The sequence below is a fragment of the Exiguobacterium acetylicum DSM 20416 genome (genome assembly GCF_000702605.1).
Taxonomy (GTDB): domain Bacteria; phylum Bacillota; class Bacilli; order Exiguobacteriales; family Exiguobacteriaceae; genus Exiguobacterium_A; species Exiguobacterium_A acetylicum.
The window spans coordinates 3119833-3142586 of the sequence record NZ_JNIR01000001.1 but is presented as its reverse complement, the minus strand read 5'-3'; the positions used below and the strand labels follow the sequence as shown (position 1 = coordinate 3142586).

Genomic DNA, 22754 nt, shown 5'->3' with positions numbered 1-22754 from the left:
CAGTAAATAAATTGGCTTATAAAGCTGATTTTCATAATCGAGAGTCTTTTTTTGGAAAATATTTCTGAAATGATTTGCTCATTTTGTAACGGGTTGATAAAATATCGTGTGACAAGTGTTATACTATTTTTGGTAAGACCACTTGATTGAATGAGGATTCGTTGTAGTGAAGGGGGATCACGATGAAACCAGGTTTAGCTGTCGGGGATACAGCAGAGATTCAAGCGGTCGTCTCGCAAGATATGTTTGCACGGTTCGAAGGTCAATTGGTTCATCCGGCATACTCCACCGTTTCGATGGTCTACCATATGGAATGGGCAGCACGTCAACTCATTCTGCCCTACTTAGAGACAGACGAAGAAGGCGTCGGGGGTGCGGTTTCGTTGAAGCATCTCGGGATGGCAGCAGAAGGCGCACGATTAATCGTGACCGCTACAGTAACACGCCTCACGGCACGTCGTGTTGACGCCGACATCGAAATCCGGGATGGACACACGATCATCGGTACAGGGGAAGTCACACAATTCATTTTGGAAAAAAGCCGAATTCAAGAAAAATTACAAAATAATGTTTCAACAAAATGAAAGCGCTTACTTATATTTGATAGAGGAGGACTCTACTATGAACACGTTAAACCCATCTACGAATCCAACGCTCTCGATCATGGAAAAAATCGCGGGTCACGAACAAGTCGTCTTTTGCAACGATCCGGTATCAGGCTTACAAGCGATCATCGCCATTCACGATACGACGCTCGGTCCCGCTCTCGGTGGATGTCGTATGGCGCCTTACGCTTCTGTCGATGAAGCACTTGACGATGTCCTCCGCCTGTCGCGCGGCATGACGTATAAATGTGCTGCCGCTGACGTTGATTTCGGTGGTGGTAAAGCCGTCATCATCGGCAATCCAGCAACGGATAAATCACCGGAGCTTTTCCGTGCCTTCGGTCGCTTTGTCGATTCGCTTGGTGGACGTTTTTACACCGGAACGGATATGGGCACGACGATGGATGATTTCGTTCACGCTAGTCGGGAGACATCACGCATCGTTGGCATTCCAGAAGCCTTTGGTGGTAGCGGGGATTCATCGATCCCGACGGCTGAAGGTGTCGTCTATGGACTTCGGGCGACGATCGAGACGTTATTCGGTTCAGACGATTTGAGTCGTGCGACTTACGCGATCCAAGGACTTGGCAAAGTAGGCTTCAAGGTCGCAGAGCAACTGTTACTCGCCGGTGCGACGATTTATGTTTCAGACGTCAATGAAGCCGCACTCGCAGCAATCGTAACTCAAGCCGAAATGGCACCCGGGACAGTTCGCGTCGTCTCACCTCACGAAATTCATCTGACGGATGCTGATGTTTTCGTTCCATGTGCGTACGGTGGTGTCATTCACGCTCAAAACATCGCCCTCTTACCGTGCAAAGCCATCTGCGGTTCGGCGAACAATCAGCTTGCGGATGAACAGCTCGCTCACGTCTTGATGGACCGCGGCATCTTGTATGCACCGGACTATATCGTCAATGGTGGCGGATTGATCCAAGTCGCGGACGAACTGTACGGAGCAAATCACGAACGGGTCCTCCTGAAGACGCGTCACATCTATGACGCCGTGCTCGAAGTCTTCAAGGAGTCGCACGCAGAGAACATCACGACGGTTGAAGCCGCGAACCGAATGTGTGAAAAACGGATGCAAATCCGAGCAAAACACAACAACATCTTTACGAATACGACAAAACCAAAATGGGATATCCGTAACCACTGAAGGAGGGGCTGACATGGAGCAACATTTTCCGATTCAACGCATCATCGATGAAGAAGGTCGTATCATCGACGCATCAAAAGAACACGATTTGACAAAAGAGCTCGCCCTCACCCTGTATGAACAGATGCACCGAATCCGGACGTTTGACCGAAAAGCGATCAACTTACAACGCCAAGGGCGCCTCGGCACTTATGCACCGTTCGAAGGACAAGAAGCAGCGCAAGTCGGTAGTGCACTGGCGTTGTCCGATCAGGACTGGTTATTCCCGACGTACCGAGATCACGGTGCGACGTTGACGTTCGGTGCCGACATGGTTCGGACCCTTCTTTACTGGAACGGTCGTGTCGAAGGTTGCGTGCCATCTGAGAAACACATCTTCCCTCCTGCCGTGCCGATTTCGACGCAAATTCCGCATGCCGTCGGCGCCGCATGGGCGGAAAAACGAAAAGGAACGACGAACGTCGCGGTCGCTTACTTTGGTGACGGGGCGACTTCTGAAGGCGACTTCCACGAAGGGATGAACTTCGCCAGTGTCTTCCAAGCACCGGTCATTCTGTTCAACCAAAACAATCAATTCGCGATCTCTGTTCCGATCGAAAAACAGATGCATTCCGAAACGATCGCCCAAAAAGCAATCGCCTACGGGATGCCGAGCGTCCGGATCGACGGGAACGATGCATTTGCCGTCTATTTCACGATGCAAGCAGCCGTTGCGCGTGCCCGTTCTGGCGGCGGACCAACATTGATCGAAGCCGTCACGTGGCGGTTTGGTGCCCACACGACAGCTGATGATCCAACGAAATACCGCGATCAAGCTCGTTCACGTGACCGGGTCGATCCACTTGATCGACTCGAACAGTTCTTAAAACACCAAGGCTACTTCGACGAAACATGGATGCAACAGCTACAGGAACGGCATCAGGCAGAAGTTGAAGCGGCAGTAACTGCGATGGAGCAATTCAAGGCGCCAGACGTCAATGACCTGTTCGACCATACGTACGCGACCTTACCGGTTGATGTCCAGCAACAAAAAGAAGCGTATCTGCTAGCAAGGGGGAAATGAGATGGCAACACCAATCAATCGTCAAACGGAGATGACACTCGTCCAAGCTGTCACAGATGCCTTACGAACGAAACTGACAGAGGATGAGACGACGCTCGTCCTTGGAGAAGATGTCGGAAAAAATGGTGGCGTTTTCCGGGCAACGGACGGCTTACAAGAAGAGTTCGGGGAAGACCGGATTGTTGATACACCGCTCAGTGAAGCTGGCATCGTCGGTACGTCGATCGGCCTTGCCATCAATGGCTTTAAACCGATCGTCGAGATTCAATTTCTCGGCTTCATCTACCCTGCCTATGAACAAATCATGACTCACGTCTCCCGTATTCGGATGCGGACGATGGGACGGTACAGTGTGCCGATGGTCATTCGTGCGCCTTATGGTGCCGGTATTCGGGCACCGGAAATTCACTCCGACAGTACAGAAGCACTCTTTACATCGATGCCTGGTCTTAAGGTCGTTTGTCCAGCGACACCATACGATGCAAAAGGATTATTGATTGCTGCGATTGAAGATCCAGATCCCGTTTTGTTCCTTGAGTCGATGCGCAGTTACCGTTCATTCAAGGAAGTCGTACCGAGCGAATCGTATACCGTTGAAATCGGAAAAGCGCGCTGCGTCAGCGAAGGGACGGACGTAACGTTGATCGCCTGGGGAGCAATGGTTCAAGTAGCCCAAAAGGCAGCAACGGCTGCTCAGGAACGCGGAATTTCTTGCGAAGTCCTCGACTTACGGACGCTTTATCCACTTGACCGGGAAACGATTGCTGCTTCCGTTCAAAAGACGGGTCGTGCCGTCATCGTCCATGAAGCCGCAGCAATGGGTGGTCTCGGTAATGATCTCGTGACGTTGATTAATGATACGGCGTTCCTTTATTTACGGGCACCGATTGCCCGCGTGACCGGTTTTGATGTTCCGGTCCCGCTGTTCGCCCTCGAAGACCATTACATTCCGACGCCAGAACGTGTCCTTGCGACGATTCAGCGTACGGTCGAGTTTTAAGGAGCTGAATGCCATGATCGAAGTTAAATTACATGATGTCGGTGAAGGGATGACAGAAGGTGAGATCGCCCATTACCTCGTCCAAGTCGGAGACCATGTCACGACGGATCAACCGGTCGTTGAGGTCGCGACTGATAAGATGGTCGCCGCACTACCGGCTCCCGTTTCCGGAATCGTCAAGGAAATCATCATCCCGGTCGGTCAGACGGTGCAAGTCGGTACGACATTGTTGCATATCGAAGCAAGCAACGCTTCTGACATGCCAGTCACTGTAGCACCTGAAGCGTCGCGCGTATCTGAATCAGTACCTGTCGATGTCGCAGTCCCACCTGTTCAAGCATCTCCAACAAAACGTGTCCTTGCGACACCATATACGCGAAAAATCGCCCGTGATCACGGGATTGATATCGAAACTGTCACGGCTTCTGATCCGTCAGGTCGAGTCTCGGAGGACGATGTGCTTCGCTTCGTCCAGGCTGCTACTGCTCCACAAGAGACAGCTGCACCAATCATTGAAGAGGTCACGTACCAAGAGACATCTCCGGAAACGATCCCGTTCCGCGGCATTCGCAAGCAGATCGCGAAAAAGATGACCCAGTCGCTGTATACGATTCCTCATGTCACTCACTTTGAAGAAGTCGACATGACACGTTTGCTCGCTTTACGTGCCGAATGGAAAGTCGCTGGACGAAACATCAACGTCAACGCCTTCTTCATCAAAGCCTTAATCGTTGCCTTAAAAGAGTATCCTGTCTTCCATGCCAAACTCGATGAAACGAATGCATGTATTCGATTAGAGCAGGATTTCCACTTTGGCATGGCAACAGAGACACCGGACGGGTTGATGGTTCCTGTCATCCGTCATGCCGATCAGCTCTCGCTGACGGAACTGCATGAACAATTGGTCGCCTTGCAACAACGTGCTCAAAACGGTGCCTTACGCGCAGCAGATTTAAAACCAAGTACATTCACGATGAGCAATGTGGGTCCGCTCGGCAGTACGGGAGCAACACCGATCATCAATTATCCGGAAACGGCACTGATTGCCTTCCATAAGACGAAAAAACGAGCCTGTGTCGATGAAGACGATCAAATCGTCGTCCGCTCGATGATGAATTTGTCGATGTCGTTTGATCATCGTGTCGCGGACGGGGCAACGGCTGTTGCCTTTACGAACCGCTTCGTGTCACTGATTGAACATCCGACTACCCTACTTTTGGAGTTGATCTAACATGGTTGTTGGCGAACTTACACAAGAACGGGATCTCCTGATCATCGGTGGAGGTCCCGCAGGTTACACGGCAGCGATCCGCGCAGCACAAGGCGGTCGAAACGTCACCTTGATCGAACAAGATGAACTCGGTGGACTGTGTTTAAACCGAGGCTGTATCCCGTCCAAGGTCTACGCGCATACGGCAGAAGAGATGTTACGCATGCCGCATCTCGAAGACCTTGGATTCACGGCCCCTGCTGTCCATGATTTCAGTAAAATGAATGCTTACCGGAATCGAGTCGTGCAGCAATTACGTCAGGGAGTGGTCGCCCTCTGTCAGGCGAACCAGATTGAGCATATCTCTGGTGCAGCCTCCTTCCTGTCAGAAGACCGGATCGGCGTCGAGTCGGGACATCAGTTCGATACGTACCGGTTCCGGGACGTCATCATTGCGACCGGCAGTCACAGTATCCAGCACGAGGAATCGTGCCGTTTGAATGCCGAGCAGCTTTATCAACTCGAGCAGCGACCAGAGAGCTTATTGATCATTGGATCCGACACGTTAGCACTCGAAGCTGCTGCTTGTTTCCATGCTCTTGGGACAGAGGTGACGTTGTTCGCGGATCACTTATCACTCGAACCAAGCCTTGAAAAGGAACTGAAGCGGACATTCAAAAAACAAAAAATCCGTCTCGTATCGGATGTCGTGACACGTATCGAGGCTTCATCAGACGCGACCGTTACCGTCATGAAAAACGGAGAAGAAGTCGCCTATCAGGGTGCCTATCTGTTCCAGTCCCTTTCCCGGATCCCGAACAGTTTGACACTCGGTCTCGAACGGATCGGTGTGACGCTTGCAGAAGACGGAACGATTCCAGTTGACGCATATGGACGAACGAATCAAGCGCATATTTACGCGATTGGTGACGTGACACCGGGTCCCCAGCTCGCCATTCGTGCGATTCACGAAGCGAAACGGACGGCAGCTCACTTGTCTGGTCAAGACGTCGATCTGACGACACCTTACTACCCAACGGTTCTACGGACTTTCCCACCGATTGCTTCGGTTGGGATGACAGAACAAGAAGCGAGTGAAGCCGGACACACGCTCCAAACCGGACAGTTCCCACTGAATGCAAACGGAGCGACGACGATTGAAGGTGGCAGTGGGTTCGTTAAGGTCATCGCTGACGAGCAAACATCACTAATCCTTGGTATTCATATGATCGGGGACGATGCCCATCGTCTCGTCGGACAATTTACACAAGCACTGGAACTGGCAGCGAAACGGGAGGATCTTCTCTTCCCTGTCATGGCTCATCCGAGTCGAGGCGAAGTCCTGACGGAATCGATAGAATCCTTATTCGGTCAATCGATCCACCTGCCACCCCGTCAACAGGTCGGTTCGCGCGCGTAATCTAAAAGAGGTGCCTCTGCGTCAGAAGCACCTCTTTTGGATTCGTCACTTCATTTCGTGTAGAAAGGAAAACATGTCATGGAACTGTACTTCACTCGTTTGCACTGGAATACGCATACGTTTCCGGTCGCCGCTACAGCAGATGGTCTCTGTTATGTCGGCGCTTGGGATGAACCGGAGGATCTATTCGACGACTGGTCGCGAAAACACTTCCCCCGAGCCGATCGGATTGCTTCTGACACCGCGCTTGCTCCGTATACGGAGCAGCTACTCGCTTATCTGAATCAGCAGTCGACGACACTGTCCTTTCCGCTTGCGCCTGTCGGTACCCCGTTCCAGCTTGAAGTCTGGAATGCTTTACGCGCGGTACCGTACGGTCAAACCGCCACCTACTCTGATATCGCGGAACGTCTCTTTCGACCGAACGCGACTCGCGCGATTGGCACGGCAATCGGAAAAAATCGATTACTGCTCGCGATTCCGTGTCACCGGATCATTGGCAAAAAAGGCGATCTTCTCGGCTATCATGGCGGTCTGAATATGAAGCGGACGCTACTCGCGCTCGAGCAACGCCTCTGATTCTCGTCCCTCTTCGCTGAAAGATAGAGCAAAAAGAATCCCGAACGGATCGCGGACTTGCGCATACCAACCTCCAAAGTCTGCTACAGCAAGAGGTGTGACGATTTGACCGTCTGTCGTTAATCGCAGATACACTTGCTCGAGCTCTTCAAGCGACGTAAAAGTCAACAACAGATGGAGTGAAGGAGAGATCTCCGGTGCATCACTCTCGTCCCAGAGCATCAATTCGAACGCTCCGTTTGATAACTGTGCGTGATAGACAGTGTCTCCTGTTTCGTCCATTACGAGACGGCGACGTGTCATCGCAAATATGTTTTCGTAGTAAGCAATCGCCTGCTTGGCTTGTCCCGAAAAAACGAGACAAGGAGTAGCGGCATACTGCATGGAAATCCCTCCTTAAATTATGATTTAGTATCACCTTTCGCACTTTTCTTCCCGATCTCCTTCTATACACAAAAAGCCCCAATTTCCTATCCAACCGGACACGGAAAGCGGGGCTTCTTCGAATCAATCAAGATATTACACCAAAGCGATAAGCTGTTTTCCAGTGATACGCCTCACCGGGTGACAACAGGATTGATGGAAAATCAGATTCATGGACTGCATTCGGATGAACTTGCGTTTCAAGGCATAAGCCAAGCGATGGCCGAGCCGAAACCCCATGAATCGTATAATCGGTCAGCAGTTGCGTTCCGGTATAGAGCACGACTGCTGGCTGATTTGTTGTCACGTTGACGAAGCGACCGGATACCGGATCTTCAAGTCGGAGTGTGTCAGCCCGCAAGACGAATGGATGATCGTAGCCGTTTCCGACAGCAATCGTCTCGGGATGTTCCAGCGTAATCCCGTCACGAATCGACTGACCGTTACGGAAATCAAACGGGGTTCCGGAGACATCCCGTTGTTCGCCCGTCGGCAAGCCATCTGGCTGGACCGGTAAGTAGTAGTCACTTGGTAACGTCAAGACGTGATCCAACACATCCCGCTTCGCATTTCCCGATAAGTTGAAGTACGTATGATTCGTCAGATTGAGGGGTGTCGTTTGATCCGTTACAGCCGTCATCTCAAGCGTCAGTGTTGTATCGTCTAGGCGATAATACACGTCGAGCGTGACCGTTCCCGGATAACCTTCTTCTCCGTCTGGACTGTTCAAGCGCAAGTGGAACAATCTATCCGTCGCTTCAATGACATCGAACCACGCTTGATCGAATCCGTGAATCCCACCATGTAGATGATTCGCACCGTCGTTTGCGACGAGCGGATAGACGTCTCCCGCTACTTCGAAGCGCGCCTGTCCGATTCGACCAGCGACGCGTCCGACGATTGCCCCGAAGTAAGGCGAGTGCTGTTGATAATCTTCCACCGTCTCGAGGCCAAGGACAACACTCTCTAAATGACCATCCCGATCGATCGTCCGGATATCTTGGATGATGCCGCCGTAGTTCCAGAGTGTCACTTCGATGCCTTCCTGACGTAACGTATGGCGGATCAACTCTTTCTCAAGTAGTCGTGTCATCGTTGTTCCTCCACCGGTTGGCGCGTCACGAGTTGAATGAATCGTCCGAACGCTGCCTGACCGTCTTCCGTCTGCTTAAAGACGCCACAGTCCTCGAGACCACGTACGAATTTCGCGGCGACTGCTTGTTCGACGTACATCGTGACATCTTGACCGTCATACGCTTGTTTTAGTTCCTCTGCCCAGTCAGCATGAGCAACTGCCACTTCGTCGATTTCACCTGTGATGAATCGTTCAACCTGTTGCAACTCTTGGAGCAAACGTGCCGGTAAGACCGCCAGTCCCATCACCTCGATCAAACCGATATTTTCCCGTTTGATATGGTGAATATCAGCATGCGTATGGAAAATACCGTCCGGATGTTCTGCTGACGTCCGGTTGTTCCGTAAGACGAGATCGAGCTCGAATTGTCCATCACGCTGACGAGCAATCGGCGTCACCGTATTGTGTCGCGTCTCACCTGTGTGTGACTGGATCTCTTGACTCTCATCCGTATACGTCAACCACGTCTCATAGACGGTCGTCGCAGCATCGAGTAGTGCCGACGCATCTGTACTTTTCAGACGCAACACACTCAGTGGCCAGTGTAAGGTTTCACCAGTGACTGTCGGCTGATCCGGGAACGTAAAGGATGTTAAAGCGTTTGCCCGGTCCATCGCAAACGTATAGCGACCGCCCTGATAATGATCATGCGTCAAGATCGATCCACCGACGATCGGCAGGTCGGCGTTCGAACCAGCAAAGTAATGTGGGAATTGCTCGACGAAGGCGAGCAGACGTGCAAACGCATCCCGATTGATGACCATGTCACGATGTTCCTGCGACAAAATGATGCTATGTTCGTTGTAGTAGACATACGGTGAGTATTGTAGTGCCCATGGTTCTTCCATCAGTGTCAGCGGAACGATTCGGTGATTCGCACGGGCTGGATGATTCGCACGACCCGCGTAGCCGACGTTTTCAACGCATAACAGGCAGGTCGGATAGTTCGACGTCGTCGGTGCCTCCGTCCGGGCTGCCGCGATTTCACGCGGATCTTTTTCCGGCTTCGATAAGTTGATCGTGACATCGATCGTTCCGTAAGCTGTCTCCGCTTGATAACGTTTATTTTTAGCAATCCGTTTCGTTTGAATGTAGTTACTTGCTTGGCTCAGTTGGTAAAAATAATCCGTCGCAGCAATAGGTGATTCAGCGTACAGACGACGGAATACCGCCGTCACGTCAGATGGACGGGCGACGAAGATATCCATCACATCTGCTGCGAACTGCTCTTTGTCTTCAAGACGCGCCGGCAACTGTCCGCTTGCGATCAACACTTCGATCATGTCATCCAAAACATCTGGAATTGGGCGAGATGGTACGTCTGCCTGTTCTTCAAAATCGGCTTTACCGACCCGCGCTAGAATCCGGTTCCGGGCGTAGATCGCATCTTCCGGTTCAATCAAGCGTTCCTGGATTGCTTGCGCTACTAACTGTTGGATGAGTTCATTCATCGCCGTCACTCTCCTCATTCTGTCTCTCTTTAACGAACGCTCGTCCGGTATCCTTCTGGATTGTGCGCATGCCAATTCCAAGCATCACGGATGATTGTTTCGATGTCGGTACGTTGTGGTGTCCAGCCGAGAACTTCTTTTGCTTTAGCGGATCCGGCGATCAAGATACTCGGATCCCCTGCACGACGTTCGATGATTCGTTCTGGAATCGGATGTCCCGTTACACGACGAGCTGCTTCGATGATTTCTCGCACGGAAAACCCTTGGCTTGAACCGAGGTTAAAGACCGTACTATCGTTGCCATTCGCTAAATAATCGAGTGCTCGTATATGGGCATCGATCAAGTCTTCAACATGGATGTAATCACGAATGCACGTGCCATCCGGCGTTGGATAATCATCGCCATAAATCGAAATTTCTGCCCGTTGTCGGTTGGCGACTTCAAGGACGAGCGGAATCAAATGTGTTTCTGGTGTATGGTCTTCCCCGATCTCTCCGGTTGCCCGTGCACCGGCGACATTAAAGTAACGTAACGCGACGTAACGTAAGCCATACGCTTGTTCAGACCATCGCATCATCTTCTCCATCATCAACTTCGTCTCACCATAGGCATTCGTTGGACGTGTTTCCGCTGTTTCGAGAATCGGCATTTGTTCCTGTTCACCGTATGTCGCTGCCGTCGAAGAGAAGACGATTTGTTTGATGTCATGAGCAGTCATCGCTTCGAGCAACACTTGTGTCCCGTAAACGTTGTTATCAAAGTAACGTAATGGTTCCGTCATCGACTCGCCGACGAGTGAAAAAGCAGCGAAATGAACGACTTGTTCAATCGTCTCTTCCGTAAAGACGCGATCGAGAAAAGCACGATCGCGTATGTCTCCTTCATATAGACGCGCTTGCGGATGAACCGCTTCACGGTGTCCGGATTGCAGATGGTCGATGACGACGACATCCTTTCCGGCATCAATCAATTGATAGACGGCATGGGAGCCGATATAACCAGCTCCACCTACGACTAACGTTGCCATTTAGATGACCTCCCGTTCGATTTCACGTGCTCCGTCACCGACCGTCGCCGTATAGAACGTCGCCGAGTAACCGATCCGTGCTTCATAATGTTCGCCGACAGCTTGTTTGAAGGCGTCGACTGCCTCGTCTTCAACGATCGCAATCGCACAGCCCCCAAAACCAGCACCTGTCATCCGTGCGCCGAGCACGCCCGGTTGTTCCCAAGCCGCTTCGACGAGTGTATCGAGTTCAATCCCTGTCACTTCATAATCTTCCCGTAACGAGACGTGTGAAGCGTTCATCAACTGACCGAACGTCGTCAGTTCTCCCGCTTCAAGTGCTGCTAGTGCCTGAAGCGTTCGTTCATTCTCTGAAATCGCATGGCGGGCGCGACGCATCAAACGTTCGTCTTCCCATGCGACTTTTGCAAATTCTGAAGTCGTCCATTGTCCGAGTGCTTCCCGTGGCGTGAATTGATTGAGATAAGCGAGTGCTGTCTCACATTCCGCCCGGCGTTCATTGTATTTCGAATCCGCCAATTCACGGCGTTTGTTCGTATTCATGATGATGATTGTATACCCCGTCAAATCGAGTGGGGCATACGTATAATCGAGCGTCTCACAATCGAGCAACAATCCCGCTCCCGCTTTTCCCATACCGATCGCAAACTGATCCATGATACCACTGTTGACGCCAATATAACGGTTTTCGACTTGTTGACCGAACCGGACGAGATCAAGACGTGGAATCTCTAATCCGTATAATCGATCGAGCAAGACACCGATGACGAGTTCAAGCGAAGCCGATGATGAAAGACCAGCTCCATTCGGGATGTCACCTTGAATCAGGATGTCACATCCTGAATCGATTCGGTACCCGGCTTCCTGTAAGACTGTAATCATCCCCTTCGCATAGTTCGCCCAACTGTGCGTCGCGTCATACGCAAGTTCGTCGAGTGCGACTTCGATGATGCCGTCTTGCTCGAAATTCAGTGAGTAGAAGCGGAAGCGTTGATCGTCTCGTTTTCGTGCGATCGCATGCGTACCGAACGTCAACGCACATGGAAAGACGTGACCGCCATTGTAATCCGTATGTTCACCGATTAAGTTGATCCGTCCTGGTGCAAAGAAGCGATGCGTCGACGGTGAGCCAAACCGCTGTTCAAATTGTGCTTCTAACGTCTGGTCTGTCATACGATCGTCTCCTTTGATTCAAGTAGTGAGAGCGCACGGTGGACTGGCTGAATCCGCAAGCAGCGGGCTTCATAGTCTGTCGTGTATGAGAACGTCAAGCCTTGTTGCATCAAGTAAGCGCCGCTTAACGTCCGGTCCTCGACTTGATAACGCATTGCTGGGTCGAGTCCTTTGAGCTTGAAGTGATACTGGTGTGTTCCGTATTGTCGAAGTGACGCGATCGCGAGCAAGACCGTTTCTTCTTCTGATGTATACTGCATGACGCTTGGCGTCTGTTGTGTAAAAGCAGAGAGGCGGTACTGGATGCCGCGTTGAATCGTCGGACGAATCGCTTTGTATGTCTCGATCCAGCCTTTTGCTTCCGCAAGTTCATCCGTTGACCACTCGCTTAAGTTGCCACCGATGCCGAGTGTGCCTTGCATCGAAGAGACGAATCGCGTCGCAAGTGGTACGTTGCGTCCATTCAACCAGTTTGGTCCGTCCGTCACCCAGCAGCTCATCATCTTCGCATTGTAGGCATACGAGAAGTCATGCTGAATTTGTAAGCGATCAAGTGGATCGGTGTTATCACTCGTCCAGACTTGTTCCGTCCGTGAGAGGATTCCAAGGTCGATTCGTCCGCCACCACCGGCACAGGCTTCGAAGTCGACCGTCGGATGCAAGCGACGCAATTCATCAAAGATCCGGTACAATGCATCGACATGACGTTTCCACAGTTCTTGTTGGCGATCCGTCTGATCTTTTGGAACACCTGGTTCCGAGAAGGCACGGTTCATGTCCCATTTGATGTAGTCGATCGCGTGACGCGTTAGCAGATCATCCATCATCTCGAGAATGAATTGCTCGACTTCTGGTAATCCGAGATTTAAGACGTATTGATTCCGGGACGTCGTCCGGACCGCATCCCGTGCATGGTAAATCCAGTCCGGATGCGCCCGGTATAGATCAGAGTCTGGGTTGACCATCTCCGGTTCGACCCACAGACCGAATTGTAAGCCTTGTTGTTTCACATACGAGATCAAAGGTTCTAGACCGTTCGGGAACTTTTCCCGATTGACATGCCAGTCACCGAGTCCCGCTTGATCGGAGTGGCGTTCGCCGAACCATCCGTCATCGACGACGAACAGTTCACAACCGATTCCTGCTGCAAGATCAACGAGTTCACGTTGACCAGACTCTGTCACATCGAAATACGTCGCTTCCCATGAGTTATAAAGGACTGGACGATCGGTCGTACGTGGCATGATGACGTCCCGCTGAAAGGCATGCGCATGAGCACTCATATCCGCGAAACCGTCCGCATACCCGATGTAGAATGTTGGTGTCGTCAACTGCTGTTGATGGGATAGTTTCCAGCTGAAGTCAAACGGATTCATGCCGCCCGATAGCTGAACGAAACCGAACGCATCTTGTTCGACGTGAATCGCCCAGTTGCCGGAATAAGCAAAATGTCCGTAAACGACTTCACCGCTATCCTCTGTCGCGTCCTGCTCAAGTGCGAACCAGGGATTCGCTTGGTGACTCGTCACCCCACGCCGACTTTCAATCGTCTGGCGTCCTGGTGTCACCGGTGTGATCTGTTTCTTAAACTCACCTGTCCACATCCCAGCGAAATGATGCAGTTTTAGATTCGGTTGATGCCAGCGTCCCATCGCAAAGGACTGGGCTGCTGTTAAACGAACAGGTAATCGTCCCGTGTTTTCGACGACGATTGAACGACCGATGATGTCATAATCGGCGAACACTTCGTACTGAACCCCGACACGCATCTCCTGCAAGGGATCAAACAGCCAGAGCGTCAATTTCGTTTCTGTCTGCTCAGAGCGTTCAAACTGGAACTGGTGAATCCGTTGTCCGTCTTCTCGTTCCGATTTTAATGTCGGCTCCGTATACAACATCTCACCGAATGGTACGAAATCGTATGTCGCGACACCGTCTGGTGATTCAAACGAACTGTGTGCGACGACCGGACTCGGTAACGCTTCATAATCATCTCGATATGGTAACTTGGCACCGAAATACGTGTGAATCAGCTTGCCGTTCGCACCGATCGTGACGACGTGAGCGACCCGTTTCCCTTCGATGACGAAACGACGTCCTGCTACTTCAAAGATTGCCATGGTTCTCTTCCTCCTTACGTCGTCAGAATCAGTGTCTCAAGTGGTGCGAGCTGGACCGTTCCACGATATGTCTCATCTTTTGTCAATGCTTGGTATGTTCCGTCTAACGTGACGTCCCGCGTTTCTTTCGTGTCATGGTTCATCAAGAAGAGGAAATCACGTTTTTCGCCATGACGACGCACGATTTCGACTTGATCCGGCGCCTCGATCATCTCGATGCCGGCCTCAGTGAACGCTTGACGGTAAATCGTATCGATCATCGCATCATCAATCGATGAGCCGATGTAGGTAATCATTCCTTTATAGGCATTGCGCGTCACAGCCGCTACACCCTCATAGAACGTATCTTCATAGACAGCGAGCGTCTCTGCTGTCGTCGGTGTAATAAGATCACACCAGAGTCGGGCTGTTGAAGATTGTCCTACCATCTCGCCGATGCCTGTCACCTGATGTTGCTGAACGGATTGGAGTGACTCATATTCGTCGATCTCGATGCCCGCATACGGCGCGAACTTACCCGGTAACGTCGTCGGTACGACATGATTCCGTGCATCCTTAACACCTGTCCGGTACGTGAAGATGACGTGACCGCCTTGTTCCATGTACGCAATCAAGGCGTCATCGAACGTTGGATTCGTTAAGAAATAGAGCGGAACGATGATCAGTTTATAACGAGATAGATCATCACCTGGGAAGACGATGTCGGTTGCGACTTGTTGACGAACCGCTCCACCATAGAAGCGGACGAACTCCGTCCGGAAATCAAACGCATCACTGTGTGGCTGGTGTGTCCACGCCCAGACGTTTTCTTGATCGAAATAGACACCGACTTTCGCGTCATAACGGCTCGCGTTGATCTCATCGCCATACGTATTCAGTTCCGTCATGATCTGTTTGACTTCTTCGAATTTCCGCTTCGGTTTGCCGTCATGATCGATGATGCCGTGACAGAACTCCTCTGTTCCGAAATGAGCAGCCCGGAAGCGGAAGTAGACGATCGCTTCCGCTCCCCGCGCGACCGCTTGGTACGTCCAGAGGCGAATATGTCCTGGTCGTGGCAAGTAACCGATTTTGCTCCAGCCTTGTGCGCCACTCAACTGTTCCATGACCCAGAACCCTTTTCCTTGCTTCGAAGAGCGGCAAAGATCGTGATCACTCGCCATCTTCTCGAACCGGTTCGGCTCCGGTAGTCCACCCCAGACTGGGTAGTTATCGAACGCCACGTAATCGAGGTCTTGCGCCATTTGTTGCTGATTGACCGCCATGTCACTGTAGACCAGATTGTGCGTGATGAAGACGTTCTCTGGAATGTAGCGACGTAAGACATCAACTTGTAATTTGTTGTAGTACGTATAGCCGTCGGCACAGAAGCGATCGAAGTCGACGAGCAAGGATGGGTTGTGTTCCTGATAGACTTTACGCGGTACCGGGATTTGCTCCCACGCCGTGTACGTCTGACTCCAGAAGACGGTTCCCCATGCTTCGTTCAAGGCATCGAGCGTTCCGTAACGGTTCTCTAACCAACGCTGAAAAGCAGCGCGGTCGACATCGCCGTAAGAACGATCCGATTTCTCATGCCCGTATTCATTATCCGTTTGCCACCCGATGACACGAGGATGTTGACCATATCGTTTCGCCATCTCTTCCGTGATCTTGACGGATAGACGCTGGTAGGTTTCGCTGTGGACCGTATAATGGCGACGAGCACCAAAGCTGATTGTCACACCGTTCTCATCGACCGGTAAGATTTCTGGATACTTCGTACATAACCAAGCCGGTGGTGTCGCAGTTGGTGTTCCGAGTACGATGTCGAATCCTTCCGCACTCAAGCGTTCGATGACGTCATCCCAAAAGCTGAAGTCATAGACGCCTTCTTCCGGCTCCATCATGGACCAAGCGAATTCTGCGAGACGAACGACGTTGACGCCAAGTTCCTTCATCAGCCGGAAATCTTCCTCCCATAGTGCTCGTGGTGTTTGTTCTGGATAATAATCGACTCCTAAATACATTGTGCTCCTCCTTACGCAAAAACAATTATTTTACTGCACCCGCCGTCATTCCTTTTTGGAAGAAACGTTGGAAGAAGATATAGAAGATCATCGTCGGTAAACTGATCAAAACAAGTGACGCGTAGATTTTTCCTGGGTCCCCACCGAGTGCATCTTTGAAGAAACTTGGTGCCATCGTCACTGTCTGATAGGCAGGATCCGTCATGAACGTAAGAACCATCAAGTATTCGTTCCATGAGTTAAGGAACGCATAGATTAAAGCTGTTGCGAGGGCTGGTTTTGCGAGCGGTAGCATAACTTTGAAGAAGACTTCAAGAATCGTCGCCCCATCGATATACGCGGCTTCCATCAGTTCGTTTGGTAGTTCATCGAAGTACCCTTTGATGAGCATCAGACCGAATGGTAAGAAGAATGCGACTTCCGCTCCGATCAGTCCCCAGTGGTTGTTCAGTCCGTCAAACGAACGGAGCGTGAAGAACAATGGAACGATCATCGAAGCGACGGGTAACATCAGACCCGCTAAGACCATGTTGAACAAAAGGCGTTTTCCAGCAAACTCAAGTTTCGAGAAGGCGAACGCCGCGAATGCCAGAATCGTGATCGAGATGATGATCATGAAGAAGGCAACGAAGAAACTGTTGAAGACGAACGTTGGGAAGTTCGGGTTTTGCAGTGTCGCGATATAGTTGTCGAATCCATTGATTCGGAGACTCTCTTTGAACATGACGAAAATCGGGAATAACCAGACGATTGATGCCAGCACCAATACAAGGTTGATCATCCAGCGGCTTTTTTTAGATTCTACATCCATGGGTCGTTCCTCCTTAGTTATCCATTTTCTTTTGTACGCGCAATTGGAAGTACGTGATGAGTAAGGCAATCGTCAACAGGATGATGGCAACAGCACTCGAGTAACCAACTTCCTGTTGCAACATCGATTTCCGGAATAGATAAGTCGAAATGAACTCCGTCGACGATCCCGGTCCGCCGGCTGTTGTGATCCAGACTAAGTCAAACGTCTTCAGACCACCGATGACACCGAGGATCGAAAGTGTGAACGTCGTTCCTTTCAAGTTCGGGAAGACGATGCTCCACAGTGTCCGGAAGAATCCAGCTCCATCGATTTTTGCTGCTTCGAAGATTTCCTTCTCAATCGTCAACATCGCCATGTAGTACATGACCATTGAAGAACCCGTCCACTGGAAGATGTTGATTGCAATGACGGAATAAAGCGCGATATCCGGGTCACCGAGCCAGTTCTGTTCGAGGCTACCGAGACCAATTGCACGGAGGAACTCATTGATGTAACCAAACTGGAAATCATAGATTTGTGAGAATGCCGCACCGAGTACGACAGGGCTCAAGACGACCGGGAAGAAGAAGACCGACTTCATCGCCGTCCGCATTGGTCCCGGTGTATGCAGGAAGTACGCCAAGACAAGACCGATACCGGCTTGGATCGTGACTGTTAAAATCGTGAAGATGAACGTATTCTTCAGCGAGAGATAGAAGTCTGGATCTTGGAACATCTCAGCATAGTTGTCGAGTCCGACGAACGCTTTGTCAAACGAGATTCCGTCCCACGAGAAGAACGAGTTATAGGCGTTATAGAAGATCCCATAATAGATGAAGCTGACGACGAACAAGACGATCGGGGCAACGAAAGCCCATCCGACCATGTTCCGCTTCATGTTCTTTTTCTTCCTTGGCGCAGGCGTACGTGTCGCTACCGGCTGGAGCGGTTCTGCTTTTGGTTTAATCGGCAATTCCTGTCGCTCTGTCTGCATATGGATTCCCCACTTTCCTCAAGTCCAAAAATCAGGAAGTGGCACGCAGGCGTACCACTTCACTGTCGAGTCTTATTTCGCTGATTGATCCGCTGCGTCTTGAACGCGTTGTAATGCTTCTTTCGGATCTTGTCCTGTCGCGATATTTTGAAGTTCCTTACCGAGGATATCGTTTAATTTCGTATCCCGGATACCACGGCTAGCAACCGCTTTTGCTAATGTTTCGTTCAACATCTTGTACGACTCTTTTTCACCTTCCGATGTGAAGGCAGCATCTGAATCGACTTTGACGTCCTTGATTCCAGGTGCCATCTCGAACTCACCCATGTAGACTTCTTGTCCTTTTCCTTGGCTCATGAAGGCGATGAACTCCGCTGCACCTTCTTGTTGTTTTGACTCTTTGTTGACACCAAGTGCCATGTCGATCGATGCGATGACGGGTTGCTCTGTTCCGCCTGCTAAGTTCGGGAGTGGAACGAATCCGAGCTCATCATCGATTTTCCATTTTTCTTTTTTCTCTTTCGTCGTCATCGAGTGTGCTTCCCATGAACCGATGACCCACATCGCTGCTTTTTTATCGAAGAATTGGTTCATCCCGTCATTGTACGTCGCTAAACCAAGTGCACCTTCTTGGAAGACTTTATCCTTGAAGAGGTCTTGCCAGATTTGCGCTGTTTTGACCATCTCGTCGTCTGTCCACTTCGCTTCACCCGAAAGAACTTTTTGGATGTAGCCTGGTGCGACTTGGTGACTGAGGACGTTGTAGACGTCGATATCGATCCACGCATCTTTTGCTCCGAGCATGAGTGGGATGACTTTATCGCCTGAGTCTTTGATCTTCTTGACTGCACTGACTGTTTCTTTGTAGTTCTTCGGTGGTGTCACGCCGTATTTGTCGAGCATCGTCTTGTTGTACATCAAGTACGCTTGACCTGTGAACCCGATTGGCACTGCATATTGTTTACCGTCGAGTGTCGTTTGTTCGATTCCAAGCTCGACGAACTTGTCTTTCCAGCCTTTGCCTGCTGCTTTATCCATGTACGAATCAACGGGTACGACACGATCCTTGTACTGCTGGATCATCGGTTCTTTTAGACCGATGATGTCTGGACCCTTACCTGACAACATCGCGACTTGTAATTGTTTTTCATAGTCTTCACTGTAGCGTTTGAATTGAACGACGTATTTGTCTTGCGATTCGTTGAACGCATCAACGACTGCTTTCCCCGCTTCAGGTTGTGGCGCCCAGCCCCACCATGTGACGATCGTCTTACCGTCTTTCGTTTTCGTTTGTTGCTCATCTTCTCCACCACAAGCAGCAAGGAATGCGGATAATGTCAGGACTGATGCTGCAGCAACGAGTTTCGTTTTTTTGAATTTCATGTAAGAGCTCCCCTTTTATGTGTAAGTAGTCAAGCGTATCGTCTAGCGTGTTCCCCTTCAATTTGTGCTTGTTTGCACCATTCTTCGATCACTTTCGTCTGAATCGGCATTCCCTGTAGCTGAATCAATACGCGGGCGATCAATCGAAGACGGTACGCCAGCGTATCGACGTCCGGTCGGACGAAGAGATAGAACTCCCCACCGAGCGTCAAACAACCGGCAGAGCGCATGTGTTGCATGAGTGCGCGTAATTCAATGTATCCGCTCTCATTTTTTCGAATGTGTAGCTCGGATGAACGGATCGTCAGGACCCCTTGTACCGATGACATCCGGAATTGAAACACACCGTCACGTCGTGGTCGGACGAGCACGATATCCTGCTCGTCTGTCGGGACATCGCCTGGACCTTGTTCTGTCATCTGTTGCGTCGACCGATGAAAATAAAAACCGCGGATTGCTCCGTAACGCCCGAAAGCTTCACGGTACGAAACCCATGGATCTTGTGGTTCCATTGCGCGATGCCTCCCTTTCCTGCTTCAGCTTGATTAGCCCCTGCTAACCTGCATCCACCTCCACTTAGTTGACCATGAACTTAGTAAATTAAATTTATTATCTAACTTTACATCGACTATAGCACATCACTTTTTAATTTGTAAACGGTTTCATTAAATTATTTTGAATAACAAAACCGATTCCATCTCCTGCTGGTTCGCAAGACACGGAATCGGTGCATTAAATCGTTTGAAATAAACTGTTCGTTGCAAGGGCAGCCGCACTGAGTGCTCCCTGTTTTTCACCCCATGGGACCATCTTGACATCGGTTTCACGTGAAGCAGCGGTCAACGCCGTGTGCTCGACCCGTTCCTTGATTTGATCAACGATCGTCGGTGCGAGCTCGAACATTGGTCCCCCAAGTAAAATTCGGCGTGGATTCAGGAGATGAATTGTATTCAAGACACCGATTCCGATATATTCCCCCGCCCGTTCATACGCACGAACCGCCTGCTCGTCTCCCTCGTTCAACCGCTTGCGCAAATCAGCAAGCGTCGAGACTTGTGGATCAACGACCGCATAATCCCGTAATAATGCTTTTTCGCCTGCTAGTGCTTCTAGACATCCCCGGTTCCCACACGAGCAAATCGGACCATCGAGATCAAGGCGCATATGTCCGACCTCTCCCGTAATATGATGTTGTCCGTCGACAAGCTGTCCGTCGAGCACATAAGCACCCCCGATACCTTCCCCAGCATAGAGATAGAAGAATTGTTCAACCCCGACGCCTTCACCGAACAATAACTCAAACGAAGCGAGTGCCCGGACATCATTTTCGATGAAGACAGGATAGTCAAAGCGTGCTTCGAGTTGTACCTTTAACTCAACATCATGCAGGTGGAAACGTGGAGCAAAAAGAATGACACCTGTCTCCGGATTTACCATCCCGTGGACGGAGATCCCGATTCCGTGAATCGTTCCCCGTCCTTCTGTCTGTGCAATCAAGGTCTCGCATAAGCGTCCGATTGCTTCGACCAGTTCTTCATTCGTCTCAAAGCGTCCCACGGCTTCGGACTCATGAATCGTGTTCCCACTTAAATCAGCAACGACACCGATGAATTGGTGACTCGTTGCATCGATGCCGATGACGTACTGCTCTGTTGCGACGAGTTCGAGCATGATCGGTTTTCGTCCCCCATTTGATATCCCAAGCTCTCGCTCCGTCACGAGTTGTTCTGCAATCAATTCACTGACGATGTTCGATACCGTCGGCTTCGTCAAGTTCGTCCGTTGTGCTAACTCGACCCGCGAAATCGGTTGATGCATCCGGATCAGTCGCAAGACGAGTGCTCGATTATAGGAACGCATCCATTTAGAATTACGCGGTGTTTCTTTCGCCATGTCCCCCTCAACCCCTTTGGTCTGTCTCTTTACTATCTTCGCATATTTTGTAAGGGATTTCACGGTCTCACACAAAAACCGTTCATCTTAGACTGACCTAGCAATATGAGACACATATAAAACACCTTGATTAGGCTGCCTGTACACCGTATTTTTTCGGTGTCAGGTAGCCTAATTTTTCTTGGATTCGTTCTTCGTTATAGTAATTTAAGTAATTAGTAACGCGTTCAGAGACCTCATGGTCTCTTAGTGAATTAAATTTGACGTACTGGAATTCCTCGGACTTTAAATTAGAGTGGAACGATTCGATAACTGCGTTGTCCCAACAGTTTCCTCTACGAGACATGCTGCTTGTTAGGTGATTCCTTTTAACGAATTCTTGAAAGGCGTATGACGTATAGACACTTCCTTGGTCCGAATGAAGGATGACCCCTTCGGGATAGTTTCGATTCTCAAGCGCTATCTTCAACGTATCAATCACAAGAGACGTTTGTTGATGCTCGTATAACTTGTATGCGACGATTTCGTTATTAAAAAGATCCATGATGGTGGAAAGATATTTCGTCGTGCTGCCGTATTGGATATAGGTGATATCCGTCACCCACTTTTGATTCGGTTTACTTGCTGTGAAATCGCGCTTGATGAGATCCGGTGCCGTTATGATGCGCTCACCTTGAGATTTCCATCTTCGCTTCGGCTTGATCCGACATTGGAGATGGTGTTTTTGCATGATTTTCTGTACGGTATTCCGATTGGCTTTTAACTGATAGATTTGCTGTAATAATGCCTTTATTTTTCGATGTCCATTCCGATACTTGGTCTGTTTACTTAGTTCAATGACGGTTTTTTCGAGCACCGAAGGTGCTTTCACAGATTCCTTAATCCAACGGTAATAGCTTGCTCTTGGTACATTCAAAGCGCTAAGAATGGCGGTGATTGTATACTTTCTCCGAAGAAACTCTACAATTTTTATGACTACTTCTTTCTCAACTCTCTTTCGATTTCCATGTACTTTTTTAAGATCTCATTTTCCATCTTCAGATGTGACATTTGTCGTTCTCTCTTGTCATCCTCACTCGCAGAATCTGGACCATGTCCATAGGTATATTGTTTACCGATTGGCTGATCAAATCGATAATGTTCGTTAGAGCGATACCATCTCATCCATGTTTTGATTTGAGATTCATTTTTGATTCCGTACTTCTCCATGATTTCTCTCGTCGTTAACTTACCACTCAGCTTATCTTTGACTACTGCCCATTTCACTTCACTTGAATATACGTTTTTGCCCATGCAAAAACACCTCCGATGTTAGT

Annotated in this window: 20 protein-coding genes; 7 read left to right on the top strand and 13 right to left on the bottom strand. The window is 50.1% G+C overall.

Translation table 11 applies throughout. The features are described 5' to 3' along the window. The first annotated feature begins 182 nt into the window (after positions 1 to 182). The 7 genes from P401_RS0116650 to P401_RS0116620 all read left to right on the top strand — a co-directional run bounded on the left by P401_RS0116650 (position 183) and on the right by P401_RS0116620 (position 7036). Entirely contained in the window at positions 183 to 584 is a 402-nt protein-coding gene (locus P401_RS0116650) for a thioesterase family protein (protein ID WP_029343357.1), read from the top strand. A gap of 37 nt (positions 585 to 621) precedes the next feature. Further along, entirely contained in the window at positions 622 to 1764 is a 1143-nt protein-coding gene (locus tag P401_RS0116645) for a Glu/Leu/Phe/Val family dehydrogenase (RefSeq protein WP_029343356.1), read from the top strand. Positions 1765 to 1777: 13 nt separating this feature from the next. After that, positions 1778 to 2827 carry a pyruvate dehydrogenase (acetyl-transferring) E1 component subunit alpha gene (pdhA, locus tag P401_RS0116640; RefSeq protein ID WP_029343355.1) on the top strand — a complete coding sequence of 350 codons (1050 nt, stop codon included), beginning with the start codon at positions 1778 to 1780 and terminating at the stop codon, positions 2825 to 2827. A 1-nt stretch (position 2828) separates the two neighbouring features. Beyond that, positions 2829 to 3827 (top strand): alpha-ketoacid dehydrogenase subunit beta, encoded by a 999-nt coding sequence (locus tag P401_RS0116635; protein ID WP_029343354.1) that lies wholly within the window; start codon positions 2829 to 2831, stop codon positions 3825 to 3827. Positions 3828 to 3840: 13 nt separating this feature from the next. Beyond that, entirely contained in the window at positions 3841 to 5058 is a 1218-nt protein-coding gene (locus tag P401_RS0116630; protein ID WP_029343353.1) for a dihydrolipoamide acetyltransferase family protein, read from the top strand. Between the two features lies 1 nt (position 5059). Then, positions 5060 to 6457, top strand: a complete 1398-nt coding sequence (locus P401_RS0116625) for a dihydrolipoyl dehydrogenase family protein (protein ID WP_029343352.1) — start codon at positions 5060 to 5062, stop codon at positions 6455 to 6457. A 78-nt stretch (positions 6458 to 6535) separates the two neighbouring features. Continuing rightward, positions 6536 to 7036, top strand: a complete 501-nt coding sequence (locus tag P401_RS0116620; RefSeq protein WP_029343351.1) for a methylated-DNA--[protein]-cysteine S-methyltransferase — start codon at positions 6536 to 6538, stop codon at positions 7034 to 7036. Here P401_RS0116620 and P401_RS0116615 read toward each other — a convergent pair. The 13 genes from P401_RS0116615 to P401_RS0116555 form a co-directional block, all read right to left on the bottom strand. After that, positions 7010 to 7420, bottom strand: a complete 411-nt coding sequence (locus P401_RS0116615; RefSeq protein WP_029343350.1) for a VOC family protein — start codon at positions 7418 to 7420, stop codon at positions 7010 to 7012. The genes P401_RS0116620 and P401_RS0116615 overlap by 27 nt on opposite strands. A gap of 127 nt (positions 7421 to 7547) precedes the next feature. Then, entirely contained in the window at positions 7548 to 8552 is a 1005-nt protein-coding gene (locus P401_RS0116610; protein WP_029343348.1) for an aldose epimerase family protein, read from the bottom strand. Continuing rightward, positions 8549 to 10045, bottom strand: a complete 1497-nt coding sequence (locus P401_RS0116605; protein ID WP_029343347.1) for a UDP-glucose--hexose-1-phosphate uridylyltransferase — start codon at positions 10043 to 10045, stop codon at positions 8549 to 8551. The genes P401_RS0116610 and P401_RS0116605 overlap by 4 nt, the downstream gene beginning before the upstream one ends. 29 nt (positions 10046 to 10074) lie before the next feature. Beyond that, entirely contained in the window at positions 10075 to 11073 is a 999-nt protein-coding gene (galE, locus tag P401_RS0116600; protein WP_029343345.1) for a UDP-glucose 4-epimerase GalE, read from the bottom strand. Then, complete coding sequence (locus tag P401_RS0116595; RefSeq protein ID WP_029343344.1) at positions 11074 to 12246, bottom strand: galactokinase; 1173 nt, start codon at positions 12244 to 12246, stop codon at positions 11074 to 11076. It abuts the gene before it with no gap. Further along, on the bottom strand, positions 12243 to 14366 hold the full coding sequence (locus P401_RS0116590) for an alpha-galactosidase (RefSeq protein ID WP_029343343.1): 2124 nt from the start codon (positions 14364 to 14366) through the stop codon (positions 12243 to 12245). The genes P401_RS0116595 and P401_RS0116590 overlap by 4 nt, the downstream gene beginning before the upstream one ends. A gap of 14 nt (positions 14367 to 14380) precedes the next feature. After that, positions 14381 to 16375 (bottom strand): beta-galactosidase, encoded by a 1995-nt coding sequence (locus P401_RS0116585; protein WP_029343342.1) that lies wholly within the window; start codon positions 16373 to 16375, stop codon positions 14381 to 14383. A gap of 25 nt (positions 16376 to 16400) precedes the next feature. Beyond that, a complete protein-coding gene (locus tag P401_RS0116580; RefSeq protein ID WP_023466970.1) occupies positions 16401 to 17186 on the bottom strand; it encodes a carbohydrate ABC transporter permease in 786 nt (261 codons plus the stop codon). 13 nt (positions 17187 to 17199) lie between these two features. After that, on the bottom strand, positions 17200 to 18162 hold the full coding sequence (locus P401_RS0116575; RefSeq protein WP_029343340.1) for a carbohydrate ABC transporter permease: 963 nt from the start codon (positions 18160 to 18162) through the stop codon (positions 17200 to 17202). 72 nt (positions 18163 to 18234) lie between these two features. Beyond that, entirely contained in the window at positions 18235 to 19545 is a 1311-nt protein-coding gene (locus P401_RS0116570; protein ID WP_029343338.1) for an ABC transporter substrate-binding protein, read from the bottom strand. Positions 19546 to 19574: 29 nt separating this feature from the next. Beyond that, positions 19575 to 20057, bottom strand: a complete 483-nt coding sequence (locus P401_RS0116565) for a hypothetical protein (protein ID WP_029343337.1) — start codon at positions 20055 to 20057, stop codon at positions 19575 to 19577. A gap of 220 nt (positions 20058 to 20277) precedes the next feature. After that, the gene (locus P401_RS0116560) at positions 20278 to 21438 is read right to left on the bottom strand and encodes an ROK family transcriptional regulator (protein WP_029343336.1); all 1161 of its coding nucleotides are present in this window, start codon (positions 21436 to 21438) and stop codon (positions 20278 to 20280) included. A 130-nt stretch (positions 21439 to 21568) separates the two neighbouring features. Beyond that, a protein-coding gene (locus P401_RS0116555; protein ID WP_152548205.1) for an IS3 family transposase occupies positions 21569 to 22731 on the bottom strand; the annotation gives its coding sequence in 2 pieces (ribosomal slippage) (positions 21569 to 22455 and positions 22455 to 22731; 1164 coding nt in all). Positions 22732 to 22754 lie beyond the last annotated feature (23 nt).